Here is a 23,869-nt window from a genome sequence, read left to right as displayed (position 1 = left end):
TTAGCCTCGCAATCGATTGAACACCCGCCGCAGCGCGTAACTTCGGATCAGCGAGCATGCGGTGAACGCCACACCGATCTGCATCGCTTGACGCAGGCTCAGATCAAGCCCCACCGCCGGGAAGATCAGCAACTGCATCAGGACGGCCAACACATAGCCGATGATCACGTTGGTTGCCGCCTCGATCCCCGACATCATGCGTGTCTGGCTCATGCGGTTGCCTCCGCCTTCTGCCGCGCGCCTGCGATTTCCGAGAAGCTGCGGCCATCGCCGTCGAGGACCGCGTCTTGATCGGTGAACGCTTGCCAGCGGAGCACCGCCACGTCGACATAAGCCGGGTCCAGTTCGATAGCGAAGCCGATACGCTTGGTGCTTTGTGCTGCAATCAGGGTGGTTCCGGAGCCACAGAAAGGCTCGTAGACCACCTGACCCGGGCTGGAGTTGTTCAGGATCGGCCTGCGCATGCACTCCACCGGCTTTTGCGTGCCATGACTGGTCTCCGCGTCCTGATCCCTGTTTGGGATCGACCAAAGCGTTGATTGCTTCCGATCCCCGGACCAGTGGCCCTTAGCCCGGACCGCGTACCATGCCGGTTCATGCTGCCAGTGGTAATGCCCGCGCGACAAGACGTGCCGATCCTTGGCCCAGATGATCTGGCTGCGGATATCAAACCCGCTGGCGACAAGGCTCTCGGCGACCGTGGTGGCGTGCAATGCACCATGCCACACATAGGCCACGTCACCGGGAAAGAGCGCCCAGGCGGCGCGCCAGTCCGCGCGATCGTCGTTGAGGACCTTGCCGGTGCGCTTGGTCTCCGAGGCCCCTGCCCGATTACGCCAGTCCGGATCGTACATCACGCCATAAGGCGGATCCGTCACCATCAGATGCGGGCGCACATCCCCCAACAGACGGGCCACGTCGGCCGCCGACGTCGCATCGCCGCAGAGCAGCCGGTGGGGGCCGAGGCACCACAGATCACCCGGACGCGACACCGGATGCGCGGGCGGCGCCGGCGTGGCTTCCTCTCTCGGGTCTGCCTTGTCGAGCGCGAGCAGCTCGTCGAGCTCACCGGCCGCGAAGCCCAGCCCCTCAAGGGCCACCCCGATCCCCGACAGCTCGCCCAGTTCCAGCGCCAGCAGGTCGCGGTCCCAGCCCGCCTGCTCGGCCAGGCGGTTGTCGGCGAGAATATAGGCGCGCTTCTGCGCTTCCGTGAGATGGGCCAGTTCGATCACCGGCACCACGTCCAGACCCAGCTTGCGTGCCGCCAGCACGCGACCGTGCCCGGCAATGATGCCGTTCAATCCATCCACCAGCACCGGGTTATTGAACCCGAACTCCCGGATCGAGCCCGCGATCAGCGCCACCTGCGCCTCGCTGTGCGTGCGCGCGTTGTTGGCATAGGGGATCAGATCGGCCACGCCACGCTGGTCGATAGATCGGGCCCCTGCCCCAGCCCTTGCATCCGTATTTGCTGTCTTGCGCTTCGTCATGACCCCCGCCTTGGGATAGAACCGTCCTTGGGTGCAGGATATCACGAACGGTAAATCATTGTAATCATGACAATAAATGACATAGAATGACATGAACCGCCATTTTGGACACGAACCAGGTCTCTCGCTAACGCTGGATCAATTGCGCCTACCGCAAGAACTCGACGCCAATCTGCAAGGTGAACCTCGCAGCCTCAATTGATCTGCACACTGTGCCTAATGCCTCACGATAGCGGGCTTTCGATGCACGCTATGCAAAGGACCGAGTTGCGGACTTTGCGGACGGTCGCGGCAATTCCGAAGAACTCCTTTGTGGTTACGGCATCACCAGCCTGCAGAGCCAAAAGTCGACGCTCAGTATTTTTGTGCTTGCAATAAGAAAATACCTTGCTTCCAGATAAGGTAGCGGTCACGTTTGAAAACGTAGCTTTTTTCATCCCGGACGGCTCATGCCCTTTCCCATCGACCTAATTTTCCCTGCCGTTGATCGCTATCGTCGAGAACGTGACCGATATGTAAAACTGGCTGATCGTGTGTCAGAGATTTGCCGCAATGACATCTGTGACCAGAATGCCATCCGAGCTCAAGTTACCTTCCGGGTCAAATCACTGAAATCATTCGAAGGCAAGCTACGCCGTTTTTCAATGCATGCAGATCGAAACTATCAAAGCGTAGATGAAATCTTTTCATCGATAAGCGATTTAGCAGGGGTGCGGATTGCAACTTATCAGTATGAAGACTGCGCTAAAGTTGTAGATCATCTTCGCCAAGCTTTTAATGGACCAGATGGGGATATCCAGATCGATGAGAAGGATCGCCACATTCAGGATCGAACCAATTACTACCGTGCTATTCATGCACAAGTTTGTTTGCCTGAAGATGAACTGATTGGGACCTATGACAACATTGCCGACATAAGTTGTGAAGTTCAGATATGCACAATGATCGCCCATGTCTGGAACGAGATTGAGCACGACATAGGCTATAAGCCCGAACTTGGAGGGCCTTCAGATGATGAGAAAAAACTTATCGAGATGCTTGGCCACACGGTGCGCCAAGGCGATCAGCAGATATCTATGCTTCTGGCGGCAAATGCTCGCAGATTAAGTCAATCTTCAAGTTCAACTGAGCCAGACCCTCAAACTCGGCCGTTTCGTGATGTGCATGACTTCGTTAGTAGGATGCAGGATTATCAAGATCGAGCTATGCCGAATTTTGCAAAGAATTCCGGTCAGTTGTTCGATCTGTTAGAAGACCTATCTCTGAACACGCCATCTGTTCTTGGGGAAGCCTTACAACCCTTCGATGCTGCGGCGTTACGCAACGAATCCGACCTGTTTTCAACATTCCTTGGAACAAAGGGCTTGTCGAATGTAGCGCCAGACAATTCCAGCTCCGATCTATTTTTGCTTCGCTTGTTTTGGGACAGACTGGACGCAATACTTGATCTCCATAAAGGACGAGTCGGACGGGGCAGAGGACGGCCAACCCGGCTTTATAGGCTTGCTCGCCAATATCGAGAGTGGAAAGAAGCCCAAGCTTAAGACAAGAATGGCGCCGTCGGCCGAGTAAAGCTTGTTAAGGATAGATTTGCGACTGTCTCCTATGAGGCCGAACACACTGCTGAACTCGTAAAAGGACTCTATTCGCTGCGGCCTGCCTGAATGTCTCTGATGGGCTCGATCTGGCCATTCGCATCGACTTAAAGGAACGGTTGCTTCCAAACCAGCATGTTCAAGTGCGGTCTACTCCGGCTGCCACCTAGCCAAGTCACCCAACACAGCTTCCAGATGCACCCGCACTTTCGCTTCGTCGCCGTCAATCCACCACGTGCGCTGCCAAGACCTTCCCCGACCAGCACGTCTATACGCAGCCGATTTAAGGGTCAGACCCTTTATATATACATAAGGGATTTGACCCTTAAATAGCTCTCTTCGAAACACCGATTTTGCTTGTTCAAGTGAACTGAACATCTCCGGAGAAAGCGCGTAGGCATCTGATGCGCTGTCCACGGCCGCCCCTGCCAATAGCATCTGCTCGTAGATACCCGGCTTTATGCTGTCCCAAGGGAGGATGCGATCGTGAACTAGGGGTAAAGCCACGTCGGCAAGAATATGGACATCGAGGGGACGGTCAGCTTTGCGATTGACGCCCCGACCACGCCCGATAACCTGGATCAGCTCATCATCGCAAATCGCCGCCCGAATGACCTCCGCTTCTGAATTGCCATGCCTCAAGACCCTGATGGTGCGCGAACGGCCATCACGCATCCATAACCCTGCGGCGGTTGCGTGGTACTGGCCCGCAGCCTCGGCCCCAAGATGCACACCTGCCAAAATTGATACGTCGCTATCACGCGGCAATGGACGACCGATAACGATGAGGGCGCGGACGTCCTTCCATGCGTCAATTCCTGCCACCGCGTTGAAATGCGCCGTCGAGATGTTTGACAGCCCCCTGAAGGCTGGCTCGATCTCCTTGTTGGTGACAACCAGGATTTCATTGGGGCCATACGCCCTCGCAATGAGCCGCACGTAATCAACACACTGCGCGAGAAGGCTTCCTGCGCGTACCTGCGTCTCATGCTCCGTGCTCGTCGCAAGTCCCTCGCGCAATTTGGTCTTGCTGAAAGGCCCTGGAACAAGCGTCACCGCCATATCAGGGGCTGTCGCGTCGATCGTGACCTCACGCATCTGTCCCAGAACGGGAGTGACGAGGGCGCTCCGAAAGGTTGCATCCAGATGCAGACTCGGCAGATGTGAAAATTCTGGAGCCATTTTGCGCAACCGGCTGCAATGGATGACGCTGTCTCCTGTTTTCGGGTTGGCTTCTCCGAGGCGCAGGTTGGGGCAGGACTTGGTGTCGCCTTCCAGAAAGGTTTCAAGCGCCGACCAAAGGTCCACCATCGTGTAGACGCGTTCGTTCCAGAGCGCGTCTTCGATGATTTCATTGACGCGGTCTTCATCCTGGCCAGCCGTGGTGCCTCTGGCCCTGAAACGCGTTTCCTCAAGTTCAATGGCCGCGCGACAGGCTGCTGTGTCCAGCCTTTCCTTAACACAGGCAGCACGCTTGATCGGGCCGGAACCGGAGCCCTTGAGAGCTGCGTGCAATTGCGTCCGCAAAGCCACCAGGTCAGCGGCTCGGGATGCACGGCCAATTGGCGAACCTAATGCGCGCCCCGGCGAGACGAGCTCCGCCTTTAGATCTCCAAGGCTGACACCCGATAAGATCGTCGGCGCACGTTGCCAGCAGGCCTCATCAACAACGACCACACCGACGCCTGTCATCGCTCCGGCCAGCTTCTGAAACATCGCATCGTAAGGAGCAACGATCACATCGGCGAGGCCAACCAGACGACGGTTTTCCTGTTTCGGGCATCGAGCGAAATGAGGACACCGTGTGGAAAGGTTCTTCTGACAGGCTGAACTATGGATATCGCGGCGGTTGGCAATCGCCGCCCTCACCGTCCTGAGGTTCCGACACATTGACCGACCAGTCCCAGGTTCGTTCCGCTCGTAGCCGCGCACAACTGCAACTCTAACATCTGTCTCTTCCCAAGCCGCAACCGCTTCCTCTGCCAATGCATGAGAGCTGACGAAGACCACGATGCGGTGAGGAAGACCAGCGTGTCTGAGGCGAAGCTGCAGGGCACTCAGATGCTTTCTGCTGATCACGCTCTTGCCGAGACCGACGGTGGCTCGCATAGCGAGTTTGGGCGGCTCATCCTGCCCTCCGGCTGCGTGCCAAGCGTAAGTAGCCTCGGCAAAAACTGCAATCTCACCGTCGAGTTGGTTGCGGGCTTCCGAGACGGTAAGGGTCGGCACGGCATAGTCAGGAGCGACCTCAGGCCGATCTCTTGACGGCAGAGCACCGGTCGCGTGCAACCGCATCTTGTCGTGAACCTTGCGGACAGCATCCGAGTAGGTGTAAGTCCTAGCGCCGTCCTGCCTGGGACGGGTCAAGTCGGTGCTTTCACCAAACCGCTGCCAGACCTGTGCCGCGAGTTGATCGACATCCAAAGCGTCCTCGGCCTCCAGCAGGTCATGAACGGCATGAAACGCAATCAGGCTAAGCCAGGCATCACGACCATCTGTGACGACACCCTGCGCATCGCGCACCGGATGACCGAACCCCGCGGCCTTTCGGCGCCTGCCACCGGCGTCTGTAATTGAGCGGTGGTCAGTTGGCTCGATCTCGGCAAGGAACGCCGCGATTTCCGTGTGGTCAATCACCGGAAGGTCCGATAGGGCCACATCCAGCGGGGTTTCCCCCAAGGGCCACGCGTACGGTCGGCCCGTACCGGGATGGATGCCGAAGGCCACGAACTGCTGGCCCTGCCCGAGTATTTCAACTTGCCCGGACTTCATCTTGGCGAAGGGTATCTCCGTCCGGTAGATCAGCAGCCGCTTCGGCCAGCACCCTACCCTTACAAGCGTCTCGCCAAACCTTCGCACCGCAAGCGCCTGTACGTCGTGGGCGCGGTCCGGATCGAGGACATCGATATCGATGCCGACGAGGAGGCCCGTTCTCAGCCCGATGCCACAGGACGCATAGCGGCCGCGCCAGTCATCGAGCGCAGCGTCATCGATCACCACGCTGGTCCAGCGGTTCAGCGCGGGCGCTTTTTGTCCCGGCTTGATCGGAATGGGTTCATAACCATTGTCGAGCAGTCGCTCCGCAGCGTTCTCAAATGTGATGTTTCCAGCACTTTCGCGGCGGCCAACGGCCACCTTCTCACTCGTCTGGTTGTTGCGCGGGTCACCGTCCTGGCGGCCCGCGTCCATGGGCTACGGCTGGCTTCGATGTTCGGCCTCCCAAGCCAGAACATCTTGCATTGGATAGCGGATCGAACCACCGATGGTGATCCAAGCGGGACCGTAGGGTTCGGCCCTCCAACGCTCCAGCGTTCGGCCGCTCAACTTCCAGCGCTCAGCCAACTCGTATTGGGTGAGGAACTCGCTGAGGCGCTCGTCTTCTTTGGGGGGTAATTCGTACATAACCGTTTCCGCTTTCGATCAACCTGACGGTCGTTTCTAAACTTGCCGTACGCCTGTTCTGCGCAATACCATCATACCAGAGATAACTAACCCTCTGATAGAATGACAATTTTCGCCAATCTGCGACAACCGGTGCCAATTGTACCGGCCCTCATCAGGAATTTGTGGTTCGTGGCGGTCTGAGTCGGCAAACTGGGAATCAGAGAATGAGTCGCGTGTTGGAGTCGGTAGATGCAGCCTTTGAATGACGAACGGCGTAGTCTCCTTGAGGCAAAGCTTTGTCGCTTCCTCGACTGGAGCAAGCCAGAACTGGTCCCCACGATTGGGCCGAGCGATCCTTCGGTGTTTCTTGAATTCGACGCTTTGGTCCGGTCAGTCACCAAGGCTTGCGTTGATCGCCTATTGAGCTACCCGGATGACCAAATTGCAACACTGCTCAGCGACAATGAAAGTGACCCTTCCGATCTAAGATTGGACTGGGAAAAGTTCGCAACGACGGAAATCGGGCAGATCAAGCGTCAGGAACCACCATGGTTTGGCGGAGGATTTGGCCATCCTGACTATCAGGCAGATTTAGGATATTGGGCACGGATGCCGCACTTTTCGACTGCCGAGATCACATGTCTTTCGGTGGGCATCAATCCTGACGTCTTTTCGGATGATCGGCTCAATAAGCTAGTCAAGCAAAAAACCGACACGCTTTGGCCTGCCATTGTCTTTCTCGCACAGCGTTACAAGCAAATGGTGCGTCAGTTTGGACAAAATGGCCGTGTCTCTGCTGATCGATTTACTTATTGGGTGATTCAGGTGGAATTGGACGTACCACCGCAGTTCCTCGAACTTCTGAAGCGCTATCATGTCACGTCGTTTAGCGAGACCTCGAAAGAGACCGAACCGAGACGTGAGGACAAGCGCGAGATCGACAAGGTTGCCCAACTGTTAGTTGCCATGGCCATAGATGGCTACGGTTACGATCCAGCTGCGAGACGAAGTAGCATTCCACGGGAGATTACGGACGCCGCTGCCGGACTCGGGATCGAAATCCATCCAGACACGATTCGGAAGTACTTCAGAATTGGTGCCGAGTTTCTTTCGCCGGATTGGAAAACGGGCAAAGACTAATCGTTCAACGATTAGCCTCAAATTTTTCTATTTAATATCATGATTTTATATTTCCTCGGACACGGCATTCGGCTCTTCTGATACATTGCCCATTCAGGCTGGCAGGCTTTGACGACAGGCGAAGTCACAGGCGAGCAAATTATGTCTAAAATACTCGATCAGCACCGTACCGTGCCTACGAAACCGTTCATGCTGAGTGAACCGGATCTGGCCGCACGCTGGTGCATATCCCGGCGCACGCTTCAACGATGGCGAGCACAACGGTGCGGGCCGCCATGGCTACTCTTCAGCGGCACGGTTCGATATCGCGTCAGCGACATCCTTGTGTACGAGGACCGGATAAAGCAGGTGGGGCAAACTTCATGAATCCCCTTCCACCATCGCACCTCAGACCCCTCGAGCGCCGCGCTGAACTCTGCCGCATCCTTGCGCTTGGGCTGATCCGGCTGCACATGAGAAATGCAGGACAAGTATCTGCGAAGGATGGAGAATTTCCGCTACACAACTCGACTGACCAGAGCGCTCATGCAACCACCTCAAAACGGAGAAGAGCATGACCGATCCCATCCCTGCCCGCCTGGCGGCGCTGAAGACCACGCCAACGATTGATCTGAAGCAGCAATGGCGCGCGTTGTTCGACAGCGAACCACCACCATTCAATCGTCGGTATCTCGAAAGCCGATTGGCGTATCGCATTCAGGAACTGACCTATGGCGGGTTAAAACCCGAAACGGTGAAACGGCTCGAAGCCCTCGGTGAGCAGCTGGATGGCGGCGACCGCAAGAAAAGCCGCATCCGCGCCGATCAGACACCGATCGTGGGCACACGGCTCCTACGCGAATGGCAGGGCGTCGAGCAGATCGTCACCGTCACTGCAGACGGTTTCGAGTGGCAAGGGCGACCCTACAAGTCGCTGTCCGCCATTGCCCGCGCAATCACCGGCACGCGGTGGAACGGCTGGGTGTTCTTTGGGCTGAAAAACCACCGGAGGGGCGCATGACCACACCCATTGTCAGAAAACTGCGCTGTGCCGTTTACACACGCAAATCCTCCGAAGAAGGGCTGGAGCAGGAATTCAACTCGCTCCACGCCCAACGTGAGGCCTGTGAAGCTTACATTGCCAGCCAGCGGTCGGAGGGTTGGGTGCTGGTGCGCGATCAATACGACGACGGTGGCATCTCCGGCGGCACGTTGGACCGCCCCGGCCTGAAACGTCTGCTCACCGACGTCGAGGATGGCTTGGTCGACGTGGTCGTCGTGTACAAGATCGACCGTCTGTCGCGGTCGCTGATGGATTTTTCCAAACTAGTCGAGGTGTTCGACCGGAATGGGGTGACTTTCGTCTCCGTAACCCAATCGTTCAACACGACCACCTCCATGGGGCGGCTGACGCTGAACATCCTGCTCAGCTTCGCCCAATTCGAGCGTGAGGTCACCGCCGAGCGCATCCGTGATAAGGTCGCCGCCAGCCGGAAAAAGGGTATGTGGATGGGCGGCTGCCCGCCCCTTGGGTACGAGGTGAAGGACCGTAAGCTGATCATAAAGGACGCCGATGCCGCCCACGTCCGCTGGATATTTGCCCGATTCCTCGAGATAGGATCGGGCACCGAACTGGCGCGGGAAGTCAAGGAGCGCGGCATTCGCACCCCGCGGGGCAACCGGATCGACAAGAAATACATCTACCGGCTGCTCAGCAACCGCGCTTACATCGGCGAGGCGGTCCACAAGGGCGACAGCTATCCCGGCGAGCACGATGCCATCATCGACCGCGAGACATGGGACCGCGTCCACGTCATCCTGCAGGAGAGTCCGCGCAAGCGCGCCGCGCGAACCCGCGCAGACACGCCCGCGCTGTTGAAGGGGCTACTGTTCGGCCCCGATGGCGCGGCCTTTTCGCCGACCCACACGCGCAAGGGCGGCAAGCTCTACCGCTACTATGTCAGCCAGACCGTTCTTAAGCACGGTGCAGGATCGTGTTCGGTCGGACGGGTCCCCGCTGGTGAGATCGAGGCCGCCGTAATAAACCAGCTCCGCGCCGTCTTCCGCCAACCCGAGATCGTGGCGGGCACGTGGAAAGAGGCGCGCGCCCACGCCGAAAACATCACCGAGGCCGACGCCCGTGACGCGCTGACCCGTCTTGACCCACTATGGGACGAACTCTTCCCCGCTGAGCAGGCGCGCATCATGGCGCTGCTGGTCGAGCGCGTGGACATCCGCACGGATGGCCTGAAGGTGCGGCTGCGCGTCGACGGCCTCGGCGGCCTCGCCCGCGAAATGCTGACCGGCGACATCGGAGAAGCCGCGTGACTCGCAGCGCGCCGATCCCCGAGACCATCACGCTGCACATCCCGTTCCGCCTCGTGAAGCGCGGTGGGCGGAAGGAGATGCGGTTGCCTGAGGGTGCCACGCAACCGCGCAGGACCGACAGCACGCTGGTCAAGGCGCTGGCCCGCGCGTTCCGCTGGAAGCGCATGCTGGAGTCTGGAGAGTTCGCCACAATCGCAGAAATGGCGGAACGCGAGGGCATCGCACCTTCATATATGACGCGTGTTCTGCGGCTGACGCTGCTCTCGCCCGACCTCGTCGGGGCGATTTTGGAGGGAACACAGGGGCCAGAGGTGACGCTGGTGTCGGTGTTGGAGCGCTTCCCGACCGAGTGGAAGGATCAATTGATGCACTTCAAGCTTGGGGTTCACAGGACGTAAGGCGACCGCCACCCCTTCAAGCAGAAACACTACGGCAATCCAAGAACCTGTGAGAAAGTTCTCCGTGCTTAACCGAGCGCTTTTGATCAACTCAAATTTGACCAGAAAGTTTTTGCCCGCGCAGGAGTGCGCGGATTGTCCCGACGTGCTAGGCATCTGGTGGAGAATGGGAATCGGAGAGACGAGTGGCGGACGGCTTCATCGCGTTCGAGCTGGATTTGATGGGCGCGGTCATGAACCAGCTCGTCCCGACGCTCGATGCCATGGCCAGCGCGCCTCTCTCGCTGCAGAACGCGCAGGCGCTTCCCGATGCCCAAGGAGTGTACCTGCTGATCTATGACGGCGAGGTCCGCTATGTCGGAAAGACCGATGCCGAAGCCGGGCTCCGAACCCGCCTCGCCAGGCACGCTAGAAAGTTCGAGCAGCGGCGCAATGTGCGTCCCGAGGACGTCCAGTTCAAGGCCGCCCAGATCCTCGTTTTGACCGCGATGGATATCGAGTCCAGAGTGATTGCCCACTACGGTTCCGAGTGGAACGGATCCGGCTTTGGGTCGAACGATCCTGGCCGGGAACGCGAAACGACGAACAAGCCCGAACAGGGGTTTGACGCGCGCTTCCCGATCGATATCGACACTCCGCTTGATGTGCTCGAACCTGGACAGACGACCGTCCACGAAGCGTTGGTGGCGCTGAAGATCGCCCTGCCTTACGCGCTGCGGTTTGAGCTCGAGCCCGGTGCCAAGGGCAGCCATTCCTTTAGGTTGCGCCCGCACCCCGACCTCCCGGACGCTCCGCTCACCATCCCCGGGGGTAGATTATCGCTGCGTGACGCCATGGTCCTGATCAAAGCGGCCTTGCCCGCTGGTTGGCAGGCGACCTATTTCGTTAGCCACGTGATCCTCTACAAGGAAAACCGCCAGTATGCTCACGGGGTGCCGATCTAGGCTGCGCTGAGCTTGTGCCGCACACCAGATGCGACGATCCGGGCTAGCTGGCAGGGCACGGCGTTACCGAGCTGCCGCATCGTCTCCGTCCAAGAGCCGTGGAACACCATGTCGTCGGGGAAGGTTTGCAGGCGAGCGCTCTCTCGAATCGTGAAGTAGCGCACCGAGCCATCCGGCCTGCGCAGCATGTTCTCGCCGCCAGGAACACCGTGCACGCCCGCCTTCAGCGTCTTGGCGGGCTCGTCCAGAGGGCTTCCCGTGTGGCCAGCATAGGATCGGGCGCCGGGCTGGAACCTGTGGTCATGAAAGCCGCGCGCCGTGCCCGGTGCGTGTTCTGGATCCGGAAGATCGGAAATCGCGTCGCGCACGGTCAGCCACGGCTCGTCCAGAGGTCGATCCGCGATCTTCAGAGACCGCGCCTTGGCCGCGCCACCTTCCGGCCGGTTCTTGCGAGCGACGCGGTGCAGGTCCCAATAGACCTCGTCGCGCCACTGCGACCAGAGCAGCGCGTCTCGCGAGTGTGTGGGCTTCGGGAAGTGCCACTCGATCCCGGTGTCCGCGCGGAAGCCGACAAGGAAGACGCGCTCGCGCCGTTGGGGAACGCCATAATTTGCCGAGTTCAGAACCCGCATCACCACCCGATAGCGCAGGCCCTTCTCTGTCCCCTTGGTGTGGTGGTCCTCGAGGCGCGCGAGGTGGGCCAGCCATTCTTCGTCCCTCTTGGCAACGAGATCGGGATAGGTCAGCTGCAGACGGATGTATTCGAGGTAGTTCGCAAAGCTGCTGCGCGTGAGCCCCTTCACGTTTTCGAAGATGAACGCTCTCGGTCGGAGCTCGCGCACGGCGCGGATCGCCTGCGGGAACATGTCCCTGCCATCGAGGAACGCCCGGTGGCGTCCGCCCATCGAGAACGGCTGGCAGGGCGGTCCGCCCGTCACCAAGTCAACGGTGCCGTCCACCGTGCCGAAATCGAACTGTCGAATGTCGCCCTCGTGGATCGGCCAGTGCGCGATCGGATCGAGGCCACGTTCCTTGTTCTCGCGAAGGGTATCGCAGGCCCAGCGGTCCCAGTCCATGACGGCGGCCGGTCGGAAGCCCGCTTGGCTTACGCCGATCCCAAGGCCTCCAGCGCCTACGAAGAGTTCGACCGATCTCATCATCCCAGGAACTCCCCGATCCGTGTCTGCAATTCTTCCCGGTTCTTCGTCTGGCATTCCCAGATTACGAGGACGTCCCATCCGAGTTCCGCGAGCAGGACGAGATTACGCTCATCCCGTTCTCTATTCGTTTCCAACTTTGGGCCCCAAAAGTCCAGCTTCGATTTAGGGAGCCTGGCAAGCTTGCACCCAGGGTCCAGGTGCTGGTGCCAGAAGCAGCCATGCACGAAGATCACCTTCATGCGCGACGGGAAGACCAAGTCTGGCGATCCGGGAAGCCCACGTCGGTGCAGCCGGTAGCGATACCCCATACCGTGCGTCAAACGGCGGACCAGCATCTCGGGCTTGGTGTCGCGGCCGCGAACCCGGCTCATACGCTCGCTTCGCTGTTCTGGTGTAAGGATGTCCACGAGTCACCATAGACTAGAGAGCTAAAAAATCGACGTAGAGCCAGCTTCGGCGTGAATATTTAGTCCAGCCAAATCAATCTCTTGATGCCAAGCCTCTCCGCTGCGCTCTCGACAACCGCGCGCTGCGAAGCCAACCCGAATCTTGCGGCGGCTTCGTTCAAGACCGCTGCATAGGGCTCGCCCGCCTCGAACGCACGCTCATGAAGAGCCATCAACGTCAGCTTCCAGTCGGAGGCCTTGCTCCAGGCGATCTGGCGCCCATCAGGAAGGAGGCAGCCATGCGGCTTGATGAACGTTGTACTGACGACCGTAGTCTCTTCAATGCCGAGCACCCTAAAAACGCGCGCAGGGCTGGCTGAGGCCTCCCTCGTGTAGGACTTGAGAAGCGTGTCCTTGATGTAAACGCGGATTTTTCGCGGGTCCATGTACTGACCCAACTTCCCACCAACCGCCTCAGTTTCGGTCCACATCGAATAGTAACGCGATTTATCGGAAGCCGAGAGTGCGGACCAATTGAGCCGATCAGCTTCCGACCACAATCGTTCCTTAATTTCTCGCCGAATGCCAGCAGGCACGCTCATTGCACGCCTCCAGGCTGCGGCGTTGCTGGGAATTCAAACTTCGGTATTTCAAGCTGCGCGTCTCCCTCGCGCAAAATCAGGTCAGCTTGATCCTTCATCCATTCAAGCATAAAGTTGCCTGCCGAGGCATCGCGGAAATTAATGAGATTGTGTCCGAGCGGCAGCCTTTCCAAGGGGCCGACGGAGGCTTTCTCAAGTTCGATTACTTCCGCTACTCGGCGGAGATCGGTCACGAAATCCATTACGATCACCTTGTCTTTCCCATGACTCAGGCGGAGCCCCCGCCCGAGTTGCTGGACAAAGATCCGACGACTGTGCGTCGCGCGCATGAAAACGACGAGATCGACATCAGGCACATCGACGCCTTCATTGAACAAGTCGACACTGGCTAGGACATCAATATCCCCTCGCCGAAACATTGCCATTAGTCGATCCCGCTCACGGGCTTCCTGCCTCGAGGAGATCGCCTCAGCACGCAACCCGTAGCCACGAAGCGTTCCCGCGAAGCTCTCGGCGTGATCGACCGTTGGAGAGAATACAATCCCACCCCGCCGTTTCTCGCCGCCGAACACTTCGACGATGTGCCTGGCCGCCTCCTCGTCTCGAGTTGGCATCAGAAGCTTCTTGTTAAGCTGGTTCAGGGAATAGTTGTGCGAAGAAATTTCCTGTACGAAACCCCAGTCGATATTATCCGCCAGCAATCGGTAGTCGACCTCACTAAGGTATTTCTGCCTTAAGCCGTCCGATATTCCGAGCCGTACGAGTGGCTTACCCAATAGCTCGTCAATGTCGAAGCCATCTCCGCGCCACGGCGTGGCCGTTGCGCCACCAACCATAGGTGGCTCCAGCGCATCGAGGGCACGCCGGAAACTAGTTGAACCGATATGATGTGCTTCGTCGATAAGCACCAAGCCAAAGCTTGGCAAATCATCGATACGTCCAATAACGCTCTGGACTGTTGCAAAGGTGATCCCGTCGTAGAACGATGGGGTCTCATCGCCCGAAAGCATATGCGTAGGAACCCACTTTGGCAGCTGATGCCAAAATCCAAACTGCAATTGCCGAATGAGCTCACGCTTATCGGCAAGAACAAGCACCCGATTGTCACGTATTAGGTTATCTCGATAAAGGTCAGCGACAACTTCCGCCATAACAACCGTTTTACCCAAACCCGTCGCTAGTACAACTTGAGCGCGTCCGGTGTCCGTGAGGCCCTCACGAAATTTACTAACTGCCTCTTGTTGATAGGGCCGGAGTTCGCGCCTCGATTTCGCGTACTCTGGTACTTCTTGAGATAGGTGTGCAAGCCGAGCAGGATCCAGTAGTTCGACGTTGATTCCGATCCGACGATAACGCGCGATTTCAGCCTCGACACCACCACCAATTGCGCGGGAAGTCGCAAGAAGCATTCGGTTAGCGCCGTAGTAGGTTCCCGAGTCGACGACCTCTTGGACCGCTTGCTTCGTGGGTGGGGCAGTCGTGGTGTGCTTGCACTGCACAACCCAGATTTCGCCATTCTTAACGCCTACGACATCTGCGCCCTGATCGCCAGAGCCGCCAACAACGCGCACGTCATCAAAGCCTGCATGCATCAAGAGCCGGGCAACATCGCGCTCGAACGCCTGCCATGGACCACGCAGGAGTCGCCGGTCGTCGAGGAAGTGCTTCATGCAGACGCCTCAACATCTGGCTTAAGTAACTCGAGGGACATGACAGCTCGAATGACCTCACTCCGCGTGCTGCTGGAAAGATCCCCGCTGTCATGCTTGGAGAGCCAGATCGCGTCGTCAACAAGTGCAACATACCGCGCTAACACGCTCGCACGTGCTTCGGCGGTGATTTGCGGGTCGCCATAATCGAGGTCGGCATAAGCGGCATCCCAGATCTTCCCGTCGAAGCAAAGGTCGGGTCGTTTTTCAACGACCATCCGGATGATTTCGAATGGTCCCGCAACGAGGAAGCTGCCGTTTACAGTTGCCTCAGATGGTTTGATCTTCTTCGCTGCCAGCGCGCGCATTACCGCAGTCTGCTCTTGCACACCCAGGTCGTTGAACAGGGCCGCCCGCTCCGCCTCGGGACAAGCCGACACAAGACAACGCGCCACATCAGTCAGGACCGTCGCTGCGCTATTAGGCAATGCCTTAAGGTCAAGAGCCGTCTCTTCGCCATAAGCGCCACGATAGTCTGCGAAAATTCTGGCAAAGTTGGGTTCCTGGCTCGAGTTGCGGGTCTGGTCCGCTGTCATGTACGCAAGATGCGCGAGAAGCGCGTCCTGCGGCGTCATCGTTATTGATTCAAAAGTTGAGTGCTTAGGATTGAATAGAAAATGATAGGTTTTTGTCGGGACGTCGCCCAAGACCATTGTCCACGGAACATCTGTTGGCAACTCGGGATCCTTGGCTTCGACCTCGTACGCGACAACATTCCATTTTATTCCCGTCCCGCCATGATGATAGCGGCGGCTAAGGAGTGGCGATTCGCGGCGCGGCGGCGGCGCGGGCTTGACTGGGGCAGTTGGGGTAACTGGGGTGGGCTCGGGAGCGGTGCCACCGGATGGTTCGCCGCCAAGGAGTCCTGGGGGGAGTCCTCCACCGCCGCCAGACGAGGGTTCCTTGCCGCTCGCGCCACCTCCGATCGTTCCGTAGAGCAACTCACGGTCGGCGGCCTCAACCAACTCCCACCACTTGCTGTCGTCCTGATAGTCAGGATTGCCATCGTGGAAGGCGCTGAGCATTTCGACTGCGCGAACGTTGTCCTTCACGATCAGAATTCGACCGTAAGCGCCTGCCGTCTTGGACTGAGGACTTGTCCGCCGGAAGGCTTTAAAAAGTTGAAAGAGCGGTGAATCGTTCGGGCCATACCCAAGATCCTTGGCCTTCTCAGGACGGAGCGGCCCCTCTCCACGGATGACTCGGTGCATCTCGTCCCATGTTGGGTCAGCTCTGTCGAAGCGGTCCTTCGCATAGCTAACCCGGCAGTGATCGATATGGATCTCGCCGACAATGCGCCCGCGGTTCCGTTGATCATCGATCGGGTATTCCCGCTCGTCGCTTTCATCATCGTTCCAAGAAAATAGATCCTTGTTCCCGATCTCAATCTTCCGTCCGTTGCGAATGAAATCGATCCCAAATTCGGACTGGTCAAGATATCGCTGAATCCCGAGCCAGCCGGTTACCTTCCGCTCGCGTTTAACTACGGAGTTCACTGTTTCGCAGTGGGGGCAGGATCCGCCAACCTCCGCGTCGACGAGCCAACTCATGCAGTTGATACAGTACAATCGTTCAGCGAGCGGGTGGTTGATCCTAATGACTGCGGGAACAGTCGTACCGCCAGGACCTGGCACCAACCTATCCTCATTCCATAGACAATGGCGTCTCGCCTCGACGCGTTTGTGGTTCAAATAGAGCTCAAAACTGATCGGGGTTCCGCGAGGTCGTAGCATCGATGAATAAGCTTGTGCCAGCCGTTTGCGCATTGCGGTCTGGTTCGCGTTTTTTGCCAGCCACTTTCTTTGCTCGGGCTTGAGCTGCTTGATCGTGATTTCGGTTCCGTGCTGCTCAGGATCGGCCTTCGCACGGGACAAACGCGGCGTCCGAAAATGTCGCTGCAGACGCAATTTGTCGAAATCGATCAGGAGACCATGCCATTCGCGCTCGCCCTTACGTGTTGTCCAAACCTCGGTGACCGAACCAAGACGGGCCGTAGCGATATTAAAGCCCATCCCAAAAAGGCCAAGGCTGTCGATCGGGTTGTTCCCCGACCACCCGGCTCGTACGGCACGCTCCAGCATGTCCGGTGTCATGCCCGGGCCATTATCGATGATACGAAGGGTTGCGGCCGGAGCGTCTGCTTGCGGTAAGTGGACATCCACCTTCGCACCAGCGATCGAGCTTCCAGCGCGACTCTCCTTCAGGAATCCGTCAACAGCATTGTCGACGAGCTCCGCGACACAGCGCCACTGGTCGATGTTGATCTCGCCGAGCATCGGCAAGACGCGGGGATCCGGCTCGAGATTGAAGTCGCTTGCTTCCTGCCGACCGTTCGCATCGATGCTCGCCATTACACGTGTTCCCCACTAACCTAAGGAAATCCATCCAGTATCTCAGTACGATATGGCGGCCCAAGGTTGAACACAAGCGAGGGAAGAACACTTGTCGACACGTCCCCCTGTTCCACCGAGCTCGGAACTCGAAAACTACTTCGAGCGCATGCGACCGACAGTGGACGAAACGATCGACAGGCTCGGTGCAGCCCGCTTCAGGGAAGATCCAATCGCAGGGAGGAAGTACTCGCGAGCAACGTCGATCATCAGCTCGGCCTACAAGCGTCATGGCGCGATCCTCCAACGGGCACTCCTCGAAAGACTGAAAGACTGCGCTCGTCTGCGGGTATGGACAGAGGACGACTTCAAGCTGTCGCATGAGTCCCTACGTCAGGTCCGCGTTGCCGAACGGCTCGACTCCTTGTTGCAAGCGCAGCTTCCGTACGGAGATCGCGAGCGCTCTGTGCGCGTCGACATCCTGGTCTTCGACGAGGCACGCCACTCGATTAACGCGTACAATGTGAAACGCGGCAACGGCTCATACGACGGCGGCAAGCGTCGGATCATCCACGAGGAACTCGTACGCACCCAGATGCTTCTTTCCGACTATGGCCGCGGGATCGGGTTAGTGTCGGAGACAAGCCATGCCCACATCATCTTCTATTACGGCCTTCTATCGTTGCCACCGCCACTCGCGATCTCTGGTGACGATCTCGACGAGCATTTTCAGTTTCCTGTTCGTGAGGCGATCGAGTTCGTGAACGCCTACTTCGTTGCTCGGCTATCAGCGTTAATCGAGCAGGAAGACTAGCCTCCACGCGCAGCCTTTTTTGCTCCGCCGTTGTTCGATTCCGGTTCCATTTGAGGCGGATGGGCCTGACATCGAAAGCAACGTTGATCACGGTAAATTATTGTTCAAGTACAGAATCTTACAAGAAATTCACCAAACCCGCGCAGTCATGAGGTCCGGAGAATGTTGGCCGCGAGAGACCGCTTCCAAGCCTCCTAACGTAAAGGCCAGTGCTCAGCCCCACCCCCATAACCTTTGAATATCACGAAAAAATCCGGCCTTAGCCCTATCGGGAGAACAGTTTTTAAGGGCCAAGTGGCGGAGCGGGAGGGATTCGAACCCTCGAGACGGTTCCCCGCCTACACACTTTCCAGGCGTGCGCCTTCGACCACTCGGCCACCGCTCCATCGGGCGGGTTCTAGCCGCAGGGGGGCGGGGTTTGCAAGGGGGAGTTTGCGTAGGCAGGCGGGAAAAAATTGGGGTGTCGCTTTGACGCTGATTGCCGCAAGGTTCTGTCGGAAATTTGTCAGGGCTGCCGCTTTTTGGCATTTCGGGGGTAGATCGCTTTTGTAACCCTGCCCCTCAAGCATAAGGCAAAGGCAGGACAGGCTGTGACGGGTTATGATTATGTTATCGTCGGCGCAGGCTCGGCTGGCTCTGTGCTGGCGGACCGGCTGAGCGCGAGCGGGCAGTATTCCGTCCTGATCCTCGAAGCTGGTGGTCGGGGACGCAGCCCTTGGATCGCCCTGCCCCTTGGCTATGGCAAAACCTTCTTTAACGAGCGCGTGAACTGGAAATACGAGTCTGAGCCAGAAGAGACACTGAACGGTCGCCGAGGCTATTGGCCACGCGGCAAGACCGTGGGCGGATCGGGCGCAATCAACGCGCTGGTCTACGCCCGAGGCCTGCCGCATGATTTTGATGACTGGGAGGCTGCCGGCGCTACCGGCTGGGGCTGGGAACAAGTCCGCCAAACCTATGAGGCACTGGAGACCCTCGTGGCTCCTGATGGAGCCCGGCGCGGCAACGGGCCGATTACGGTGCAGGATGTGTCGGATCAGATCCATCCGGTGAACCGGCACTATTTCGCAGCGCTCGACGAGCTGGGCCTGCCCCGCACCGAGAACATCAACGACCCTGCGGGCGAAGGGGGCGCGGTCTACCAGATCAACACGGCAGGCGGTTTGCGCAATTCCTCGGCGCGCGCCTGCCTGAAGCCGGCGCTGAAACGCAGCAATGTGACGCTGGTGACCGGCGCCTTGGTGGAGCGGATCGCGTTTGACGGGACGCAGGCGGTGGCGGTGCACTATCGGCGCGGCACCCACGCGCATGTGGTGCGGGCCGGACGTGAAATCATCCTGAGTGCCGGGGCTGTCACCTCGCCGCGCCTTTTGCAACTCTCTGGGATCGGCCCTGCAGACCTGCTGCAGCAGCATGGCATCACACCGCTGCGCGATTGCGCCGATGTCGGGGGCAATTTGCAGGATCATCTGGGGATCAACTACTATTTCCGCGCGACAGAGCGCACGCTCAACAACGATCTGGCCCCGTTCATGGGCAAGGTGCGGGCGGCGTTGCGGTTTGCGTTGACGCGGCGCGGGCCTCTGGCCCTGTCGGTCAACCAATGCGGTGGCTTCTTTCGCTCAACGCCCGGCCAGAACCGGCCCGATCAGCAACTCTATTTCAACCCAGTTACGTATACGACCACACCCGCGGGCACCCGGTCTGTGGTGCGGCCTGATCCCTTTCCAGGCTTTATTATCTGCTTTCAACCCGCGCGCCCGACCAGCCGGGGGCGGATCGACATCAGCGGTCCCGATCCAGAGGCCCCGCCCCTGATCCGGCCCAATTCGCTGGCGACCCAAGAGGACTGCGCGCAGGTGATAGCCGGGGGCAGGCTCTGTCAGCGGCTGATGTCCACAAAGGCGCTCGTCGGTCTGGTCGAGAGCGCGATGTACGAGGACCTGCGGACCATGGACGACGCCGCCCTCCTTGCGGATTTCCGCAAGCGCAGCGGTACGGTCTTTCATCCGGTGGGCACCTGCCGGATGGGTTGGGATGCCAGTCACTCTGTGGTCGATCCGCGTCTCAGGGTGCATGGCGTGACAGGGTTGCGGGTGGTCGACGCCTCGGTGTTTCCCAATGTCACCTCCGGCAATACGAACGCTCCCACGATGATGTTGGCGTGGCGGGCGGCAGATCTGATCCTCGAGGATGCCCGAGCGCCACTTTAAATCGCAGCAGAGCGGTGAAATACCTGATTTTACCACTTAAATGCGTCGTTCGGCGATTGTCACCTGCCCTGAAATTCCCGATACTCGGGCGCAACAGCATGCCAAGGACAGGCCAGACCGTGACCGCAAGAGAGCACGACCACCACCCCGGCCCGAGCACGCCGGAATTTCAACGTATTCGCACTGTGGCACAGATCATCATTGCCTTTGCGGTGGTGCTGTTTTTGTTGGTCCAAGCGCGGTTCCTGCTGATCTCGTTGGCCACAGCGATTATCCTCTTCAGCCTGACGTCGGATGCGATCAATTCCATTGCCCGCCTGCGGCTCGGTCCGGTGCGGGTGCCCAACTGGCTGGCCAGCATTGTGGCCTTGCTGCTGATCTCGGCGGCGCTGCTCAGCCTCTCGGCGGTGATCCTGTCACAGCTCAACACGGTGCTGTCGACGACGCTGGCCTATACCGACCGCGCACCACAGGCGATGTCCGCAATGGTGGCATGGTTGGGACCGGATGCCGAAAAAGCGGTGTTCAACGCGGTGGCGACGCTGGATGTGGCAGGGTATCTGCGCACCCTGGCCGGGCAGGCTGGCGGTCTCATGCAGGCCACGGTTCTGGTGATCCTCTTCGTCGGCTTCCTCTTTGCCGAACGCATCTGGTTCACAACCAAGCTCGAGAGCCTCTTTGGCGATGCAAAACAGGCCGAACGGGTGGGCCGGATCGTCAGCTCCATCATTCACCGCGTGAACTATTATCTTCTGGTCAAAACCCTCGTCAGCGTCGTGACCGGCCTCATGGTTTACGGTGTCGCGCGCTACTTCGCGCTCGATCTGGCCGGGGCCTTGGGGATTCTCACCTTCGTGCTCAATTACATCCCCTCGATCGGCTCGATCGTGGCGACGGTGCTCGTGGCTCTGGTGGCCTATGTGCAATTGGCCGATGGCACCCTCGCGCTGGTGATCTTTCTGATCGTCGGGATCATCCAATTCTTGAACGGCAACATCATCGACCCGATGCTCATGGGCCGCGCGCTGCGGGTCTCCTCCTTTGGCATCATCATCAGCCTTGCCTTCTGGGCGGCGGTCTGGGGGATACCGGGGATGTTTCTGGCAGTGCCGATTATGGTGGCACTGATGATCGTGTGCAGCCATGTGCCGGGGCTCCGCGCCATCGCCATCCTGCTGTCCCGCGAAGGGCTGCCCGAAACCGATCAGGATCTGGATGCCCCGACCCGTAGGCGTGGGTAAGGCGTAAAGGGCTGGCCTGAGGCGATGTTTCTTTTCGGGAAATCCGAAGCAGCCTTTCAGCGCCTGAAAAAACCGGATCGCCGCCCCGGCAAATCCCTTGCTCCACGTCGCTGCACGGCCCATTCCTCATAGGAAAGGAGACCCTGCCATGTCGATCACCCCCTTGAAAACCGCCCCCGGAGAGCCGCCACAGACCGCGCATGACGTGGCCGATACCGTCCAGATCATGCTGGCCCGGCTGCGCACCGGCGGCGCGCAGGTGGCGCTGGAATATGCACGGCACCTGGATGGCTGGCCCGGGGCAATCACGGTCACGCGCGCTGAAATCGACGGGGCAATCGCCCGCGTACCGCAATCGCTCAGGGATGATATCGCATGGGCGCATGACAATATCTCGCGCTTTGCCGCTGCACAGCGCGCCACGGCACAGGATATGGAGATCGAATTGCGTCCGGGGCTGCGCGCCGGTCAGCGCCAGATCCCGCTGCAGGCTGCAGGCTGCTACGTGCCGGGCGGGCGCTATAGCCATATCGCCTCGGCGCTGATGACCATCGGCACGGCACGCGAGGCGGGTGTCGCCGATATCACCGCCTGTTCGCCCCCCTGCGGCAATCAGGGGATTCCCGATGCCATGCTCTATGCGATGGATCTGGCCGGAGCCACGCGCATCCTGACCATCGGCGGGGTGCAGGGCATCGCCGCCATGGCCCTTGGCCTCTTTGGCGCGCCCGCGGCGGATATTCTCGTCGGTCCCGGCAATGCCTATGTGGCCGAGGCCAAGCGGCAACTCTTTGGTCCCATCGGCATCGACATGTTCGCAGGCCCGACTGACAGCCTGATCCTTGCCGATGACACGGCCTGCGCCGAAACGGTCGCCGCGGATCTGGTCGGACAGGCGGAGCATGGCGCGAATTCACCGGTCTGGCTTGCCACCACTCACGAACCCTTGGCCAGATCGGTGATCTCCCGCGTGCCCACCCTCATCACCAGCCTACCGGAGCCAAATCGAAGCGCGGCTGCCGCCGCGTGGCGCGATCTTGCAGAAGTCGTGCTCTGCGACACCCCCGAGGATATGGCGCAATATGCAGATCAAAAGGCACCCGAACATTTGCATGTGCAGGCGCGCGACCTGCCGTGGTGGCTGGGCCGCCTGCGCGTCTATGGCTCGCTCTTTCTGGGCGAGACCACCACCGTCGCCTTTGGCGACAAGGCGGCGGGGCCCAACCACGTCTTGCCCACCTCTGGGGCCGCGCGGTATACAGGAGGACTATCTGTGCATAAGTTCCTGAAAACCGTCACGTGGCAAGAGGTGGACGAGCGCGCGCTGCCTGATCTCGCGCGTGTCACGGCCAGCCTGAGCCGGGCCGAGCGGATGGAAGGCCACGCGCGCAGCGCCGACATCCGTTTGACCACCGCACCCGTCGCGGCAACCTCCACAGGGTAAAGTCCAAGCTATGAAAACTGTTGGCATTCTCGGGGGTATGGGCCCCGAAGCGACCATTCTTCTGATGCAGAAACTGCTGGCCGCCGTGCCCGCACGCGACGACAGCGATCACATTCCGCTAATCGTTCACCAGAACCCACAGGTTCCCAGCCGCATCAAGGCCCTGATCGAGGGCACAGGAGAAGACCCCGGCCCGACCTTGGCGCGCATGGCGCGGGATCTCGAGGCAGCGGGTGCGCAGGCACTGGCGATGCCCTGCAACACCGCGCATCATTATGCGCCAGCCGTGGTGGCGGCCACATCCCTGCCGTTTCTCAATATGTTGGACCTCACAGCCGCTGCGCTCGCCGCCCAAGGCGCGCGCCGGATCGGTATGCTCGCCTCGCCTGCGACGCGGCTTGCGGGCGTCTTTGCCGCGCCCTTTGCCGCCCACGGGCTGACACCCGTCTTCTTGCCTGACGACAGCGATCTTCTGACGCTCATCCGCGCGGTCAAAGCCGGAGAAGCGGCTGCGTCCCTCAAACCCCGGCTCACCCATGAGGCAGAGGCGCTCTTGGCCGAAGGGGCGGATCATTTGCTCGTGGCCTGTACGGAGCTGTCCTTGATGACAGACGCCCTGCCCCGGACGGCCCCGCATACCGACAGCTTGGATTGCCTGACCGTTGCAATTGCGCGTTTTGCGCAGAATGGAGCGCCGCAAGAGCGCCTCTGA

The 23,869-nt window shown here is 59.3% G+C and carries 20 protein-coding genes and 1 tRNA gene; 11 read left to right on the top strand and 10 right to left on the bottom strand.

Features of this window, described 5'->3' with window-relative positions:
* Both ROS217_RS15735 and ROS217_RS15730 read right to left on the bottom strand, forming a co-directional pair.
* Entirely contained in the window at window positions 1–213 is a 213-nt protein-coding gene (locus tag ROS217_RS15735; protein WP_009818777.1) for a DUF7220 family protein, read from the bottom strand.
* Complete coding sequence (locus ROS217_RS15730; RefSeq protein WP_254656439.1) at window positions 210–1,490, bottom strand: site-specific DNA-methyltransferase; 1,281 nt, start codon at window positions 1,488–1,490, stop codon at window positions 210–212. The genes ROS217_RS15735 and ROS217_RS15730 overlap by 4 nt, the downstream gene beginning before the upstream one ends.
* 449 nt (window positions 1,491–1,939) lie before the next feature.
* Between ROS217_RS15730 and ROS217_RS23615 the strand changes: the two genes are divergently transcribed.
* A complete protein-coding gene (locus tag ROS217_RS23615; RefSeq protein WP_083781553.1) occupies window positions 1,940–3,034 on the top strand; it encodes a GTP pyrophosphokinase in 1,095 nt (364 codons plus the stop codon).
* 201 nt (window positions 3,035–3,235) lie between these two features.
* On the opposite strand, the gene ROS217_RS15720 is transcribed toward ROS217_RS23615, so the two are convergent.
* Together ROS217_RS15720 and ROS217_RS15715 are read right to left on the bottom strand one after the other, a co-directional pair.
* A complete protein-coding gene (locus ROS217_RS15720) occupies window positions 3,236–6,220 on the bottom strand; it encodes a bifunctional DNA primase/polymerase (protein ID WP_198134896.1) in 2,985 nt (994 codons plus the stop codon).
* Between the two features lie 57 nt (window positions 6,221–6,277).
* Window positions 6,278–6,487 carry a helix-turn-helix transcriptional regulator gene (locus ROS217_RS15715; protein WP_009818772.1) on the bottom strand — a complete coding sequence of 70 codons (210 nt, stop codon included), beginning with the start codon at window positions 6,485–6,487 and terminating at the stop codon, window positions 6,278–6,280.
* Between the two features lie 231 nt (window positions 6,488–6,718).
* Here ROS217_RS15715 and ROS217_RS15710 point away from each other — a divergent pair, with 231 nt between their 5' ends.
* The 5 genes from ROS217_RS15710 (at window position 6,719) to ROS217_RS15690 (ending at window position 11,258) form a co-directional block, all read left to right on the top strand.
* A complete protein-coding gene (locus tag ROS217_RS15710; protein WP_009818771.1) occupies window positions 6,719–7,609 on the top strand; it encodes a hypothetical protein in 891 nt (296 codons plus the stop codon).
* Between the two features lie 553 nt (window positions 7,610–8,162).
* Window positions 8,163–8,609 (top strand): DUF2924 domain-containing protein, encoded by a 447-nt coding sequence (locus tag ROS217_RS15705; RefSeq protein ID WP_009818770.1) that lies wholly within the window; start codon window positions 8,163–8,165, stop codon window positions 8,607–8,609.
* Entirely contained in the window at window positions 8,606–9,916 is a 1,311-nt protein-coding gene (locus tag ROS217_RS15700) for a recombinase family protein (protein WP_009818769.1), read from the top strand. The genes ROS217_RS15705 and ROS217_RS15700 overlap by 4 nt, the downstream gene beginning before the upstream one ends.
* Window positions 9,913–10,314 carry a hypothetical protein gene (locus ROS217_RS15695; protein ID WP_009818768.1) on the top strand — a complete coding sequence of 134 codons (402 nt, stop codon included), beginning with the start codon at window positions 9,913–9,915 and terminating at the stop codon, window positions 10,312–10,314. The genes ROS217_RS15700 and ROS217_RS15695 overlap by 4 nt, the downstream gene beginning before the upstream one ends.
* Before the next feature lie 185 nt (window positions 10,315–10,499).
* Window positions 10,500–11,258 carry a GIY-YIG nuclease family protein gene (locus ROS217_RS15690; RefSeq protein WP_009818767.1) on the top strand — a complete coding sequence of 253 codons (759 nt, stop codon included), beginning with the start codon at window positions 10,500–10,502 and terminating at the stop codon, window positions 11,256–11,258.
* On the opposite strand, the gene ROS217_RS15685 is transcribed toward ROS217_RS15690, so the two are convergent.
* Genes ROS217_RS15685 through ROS217_RS15665 form a run of 5 tightly spaced genes read right to left on the bottom strand, consistent with a single transcriptional unit; the run spans window position 11,255 to window position 17,466 of the window.
* Window positions 11,255–12,415 carry a DNA cytosine methyltransferase gene (locus ROS217_RS15685; protein WP_040651581.1) on the bottom strand — a complete coding sequence of 387 codons (1,161 nt, stop codon included), beginning with the start codon at window positions 12,413–12,415 and terminating at the stop codon, window positions 11,255–11,257. The genes ROS217_RS15690 and ROS217_RS15685 overlap by 4 nt on opposite strands.
* Complete coding sequence (locus ROS217_RS15680) at window positions 12,415–12,825, bottom strand: very short patch repair endonuclease (RefSeq protein ID WP_040650652.1); 411 nt, start codon at window positions 12,823–12,825, stop codon at window positions 12,415–12,417. The genes ROS217_RS15685 and ROS217_RS15680 overlap by 1 nt, the downstream gene beginning before the upstream one ends.
* A gap of 59 nt (window positions 12,826–12,884) precedes the next feature.
* Entirely contained in the window at window positions 12,885–13,406 is a 522-nt protein-coding gene (locus tag ROS217_RS15675) for a hypothetical protein (RefSeq protein ID WP_009818764.1), read from the bottom strand.
* On the bottom strand, window positions 13,403–15,076 hold the full coding sequence (locus ROS217_RS15670; RefSeq protein ID WP_009818763.1) for a DEAD/DEAH box helicase family protein: 1,674 nt from the start codon (window positions 15,074–15,076) through the stop codon (window positions 13,403–13,405). The genes ROS217_RS15675 and ROS217_RS15670 overlap by 4 nt, the downstream gene beginning before the upstream one ends.
* Entirely contained in the window at window positions 15,073–17,466 is a 2,394-nt protein-coding gene (locus ROS217_RS15665; RefSeq protein ID WP_009818762.1) for an ATP-binding protein, read from the bottom strand. The genes ROS217_RS15670 and ROS217_RS15665 overlap by 4 nt, the downstream gene beginning before the upstream one ends.
* 91 nt (window positions 17,467–17,557) lie before the next feature.
* On the opposite strand from ROS217_RS15665, the gene ROS217_RS15660 reads away from it, so the two are divergent.
* On the top strand, window positions 17,558–18,259 hold the full coding sequence (locus ROS217_RS15660; protein ID WP_157046624.1) for a hypothetical protein: 702 nt from the start codon (window positions 17,558–17,560) through the stop codon (window positions 18,257–18,259).
* Window positions 18,260–18,554: 295 nt separating this feature from the next.
* Here ROS217_RS15660 and ROS217_RS15655 read toward each other — a convergent pair.
* Window positions 18,555–18,644, bottom strand: a tRNA-Ser gene (locus ROS217_RS15655).
* A gap of 205 nt (window positions 18,645–18,849) precedes the next feature.
* Here ROS217_RS15655 and ROS217_RS15650 point away from each other — a divergent pair.
* The 4 genes from ROS217_RS15650 to ROS217_RS15635 all read left to right on the top strand — a co-directional run bounded on the left by ROS217_RS15650 (window position 18,850) and on the right by ROS217_RS15635 (window position 23,869).
* Window positions 18,850–20,472, top strand: coding sequence for a GMC family oxidoreductase (locus tag ROS217_RS15650; RefSeq protein WP_009818760.1), 1,623 nt, complete (start codon window positions 18,850–18,852; stop codon window positions 20,470–20,472).
* Between the two features lie 185 nt (window positions 20,473–20,657).
* Entirely contained in the window at window positions 20,658–21,713 is a 1,056-nt protein-coding gene (locus ROS217_RS15645; RefSeq protein WP_009818759.1) for an AI-2E family transporter, read from the top strand.
* A 148-nt stretch (window positions 21,714–21,861) separates the two neighbouring features.
* Window positions 21,862–23,157: a histidinol dehydrogenase gene (gene hisD, locus ROS217_RS15640; RefSeq protein ID WP_009818758.1), complete on the top strand. Its 1,296-nt coding sequence runs from the start codon at window positions 21,862–21,864 to the stop codon at window positions 23,155–23,157.
* 10 nt (window positions 23,158–23,167) lie between these two features.
* Window positions 23,168–23,869, top strand: a complete 702-nt coding sequence (locus ROS217_RS15635; protein ID WP_009818757.1) for an aspartate/glutamate racemase family protein — start codon at window positions 23,168–23,170, stop codon at window positions 23,867–23,869.

This window comes from Roseovarius sp. 217, assembly GCF_000152845.1.
In the GTDB taxonomy this organism is placed as follows: Bacteria; Pseudomonadota; Alphaproteobacteria; order Rhodobacterales; family Rhodobacteraceae; genus Roseovarius.
Note: the sequence above shows the minus strand (reverse complement) of the source record. Positions and strands in the feature narration are given on the sequence as shown.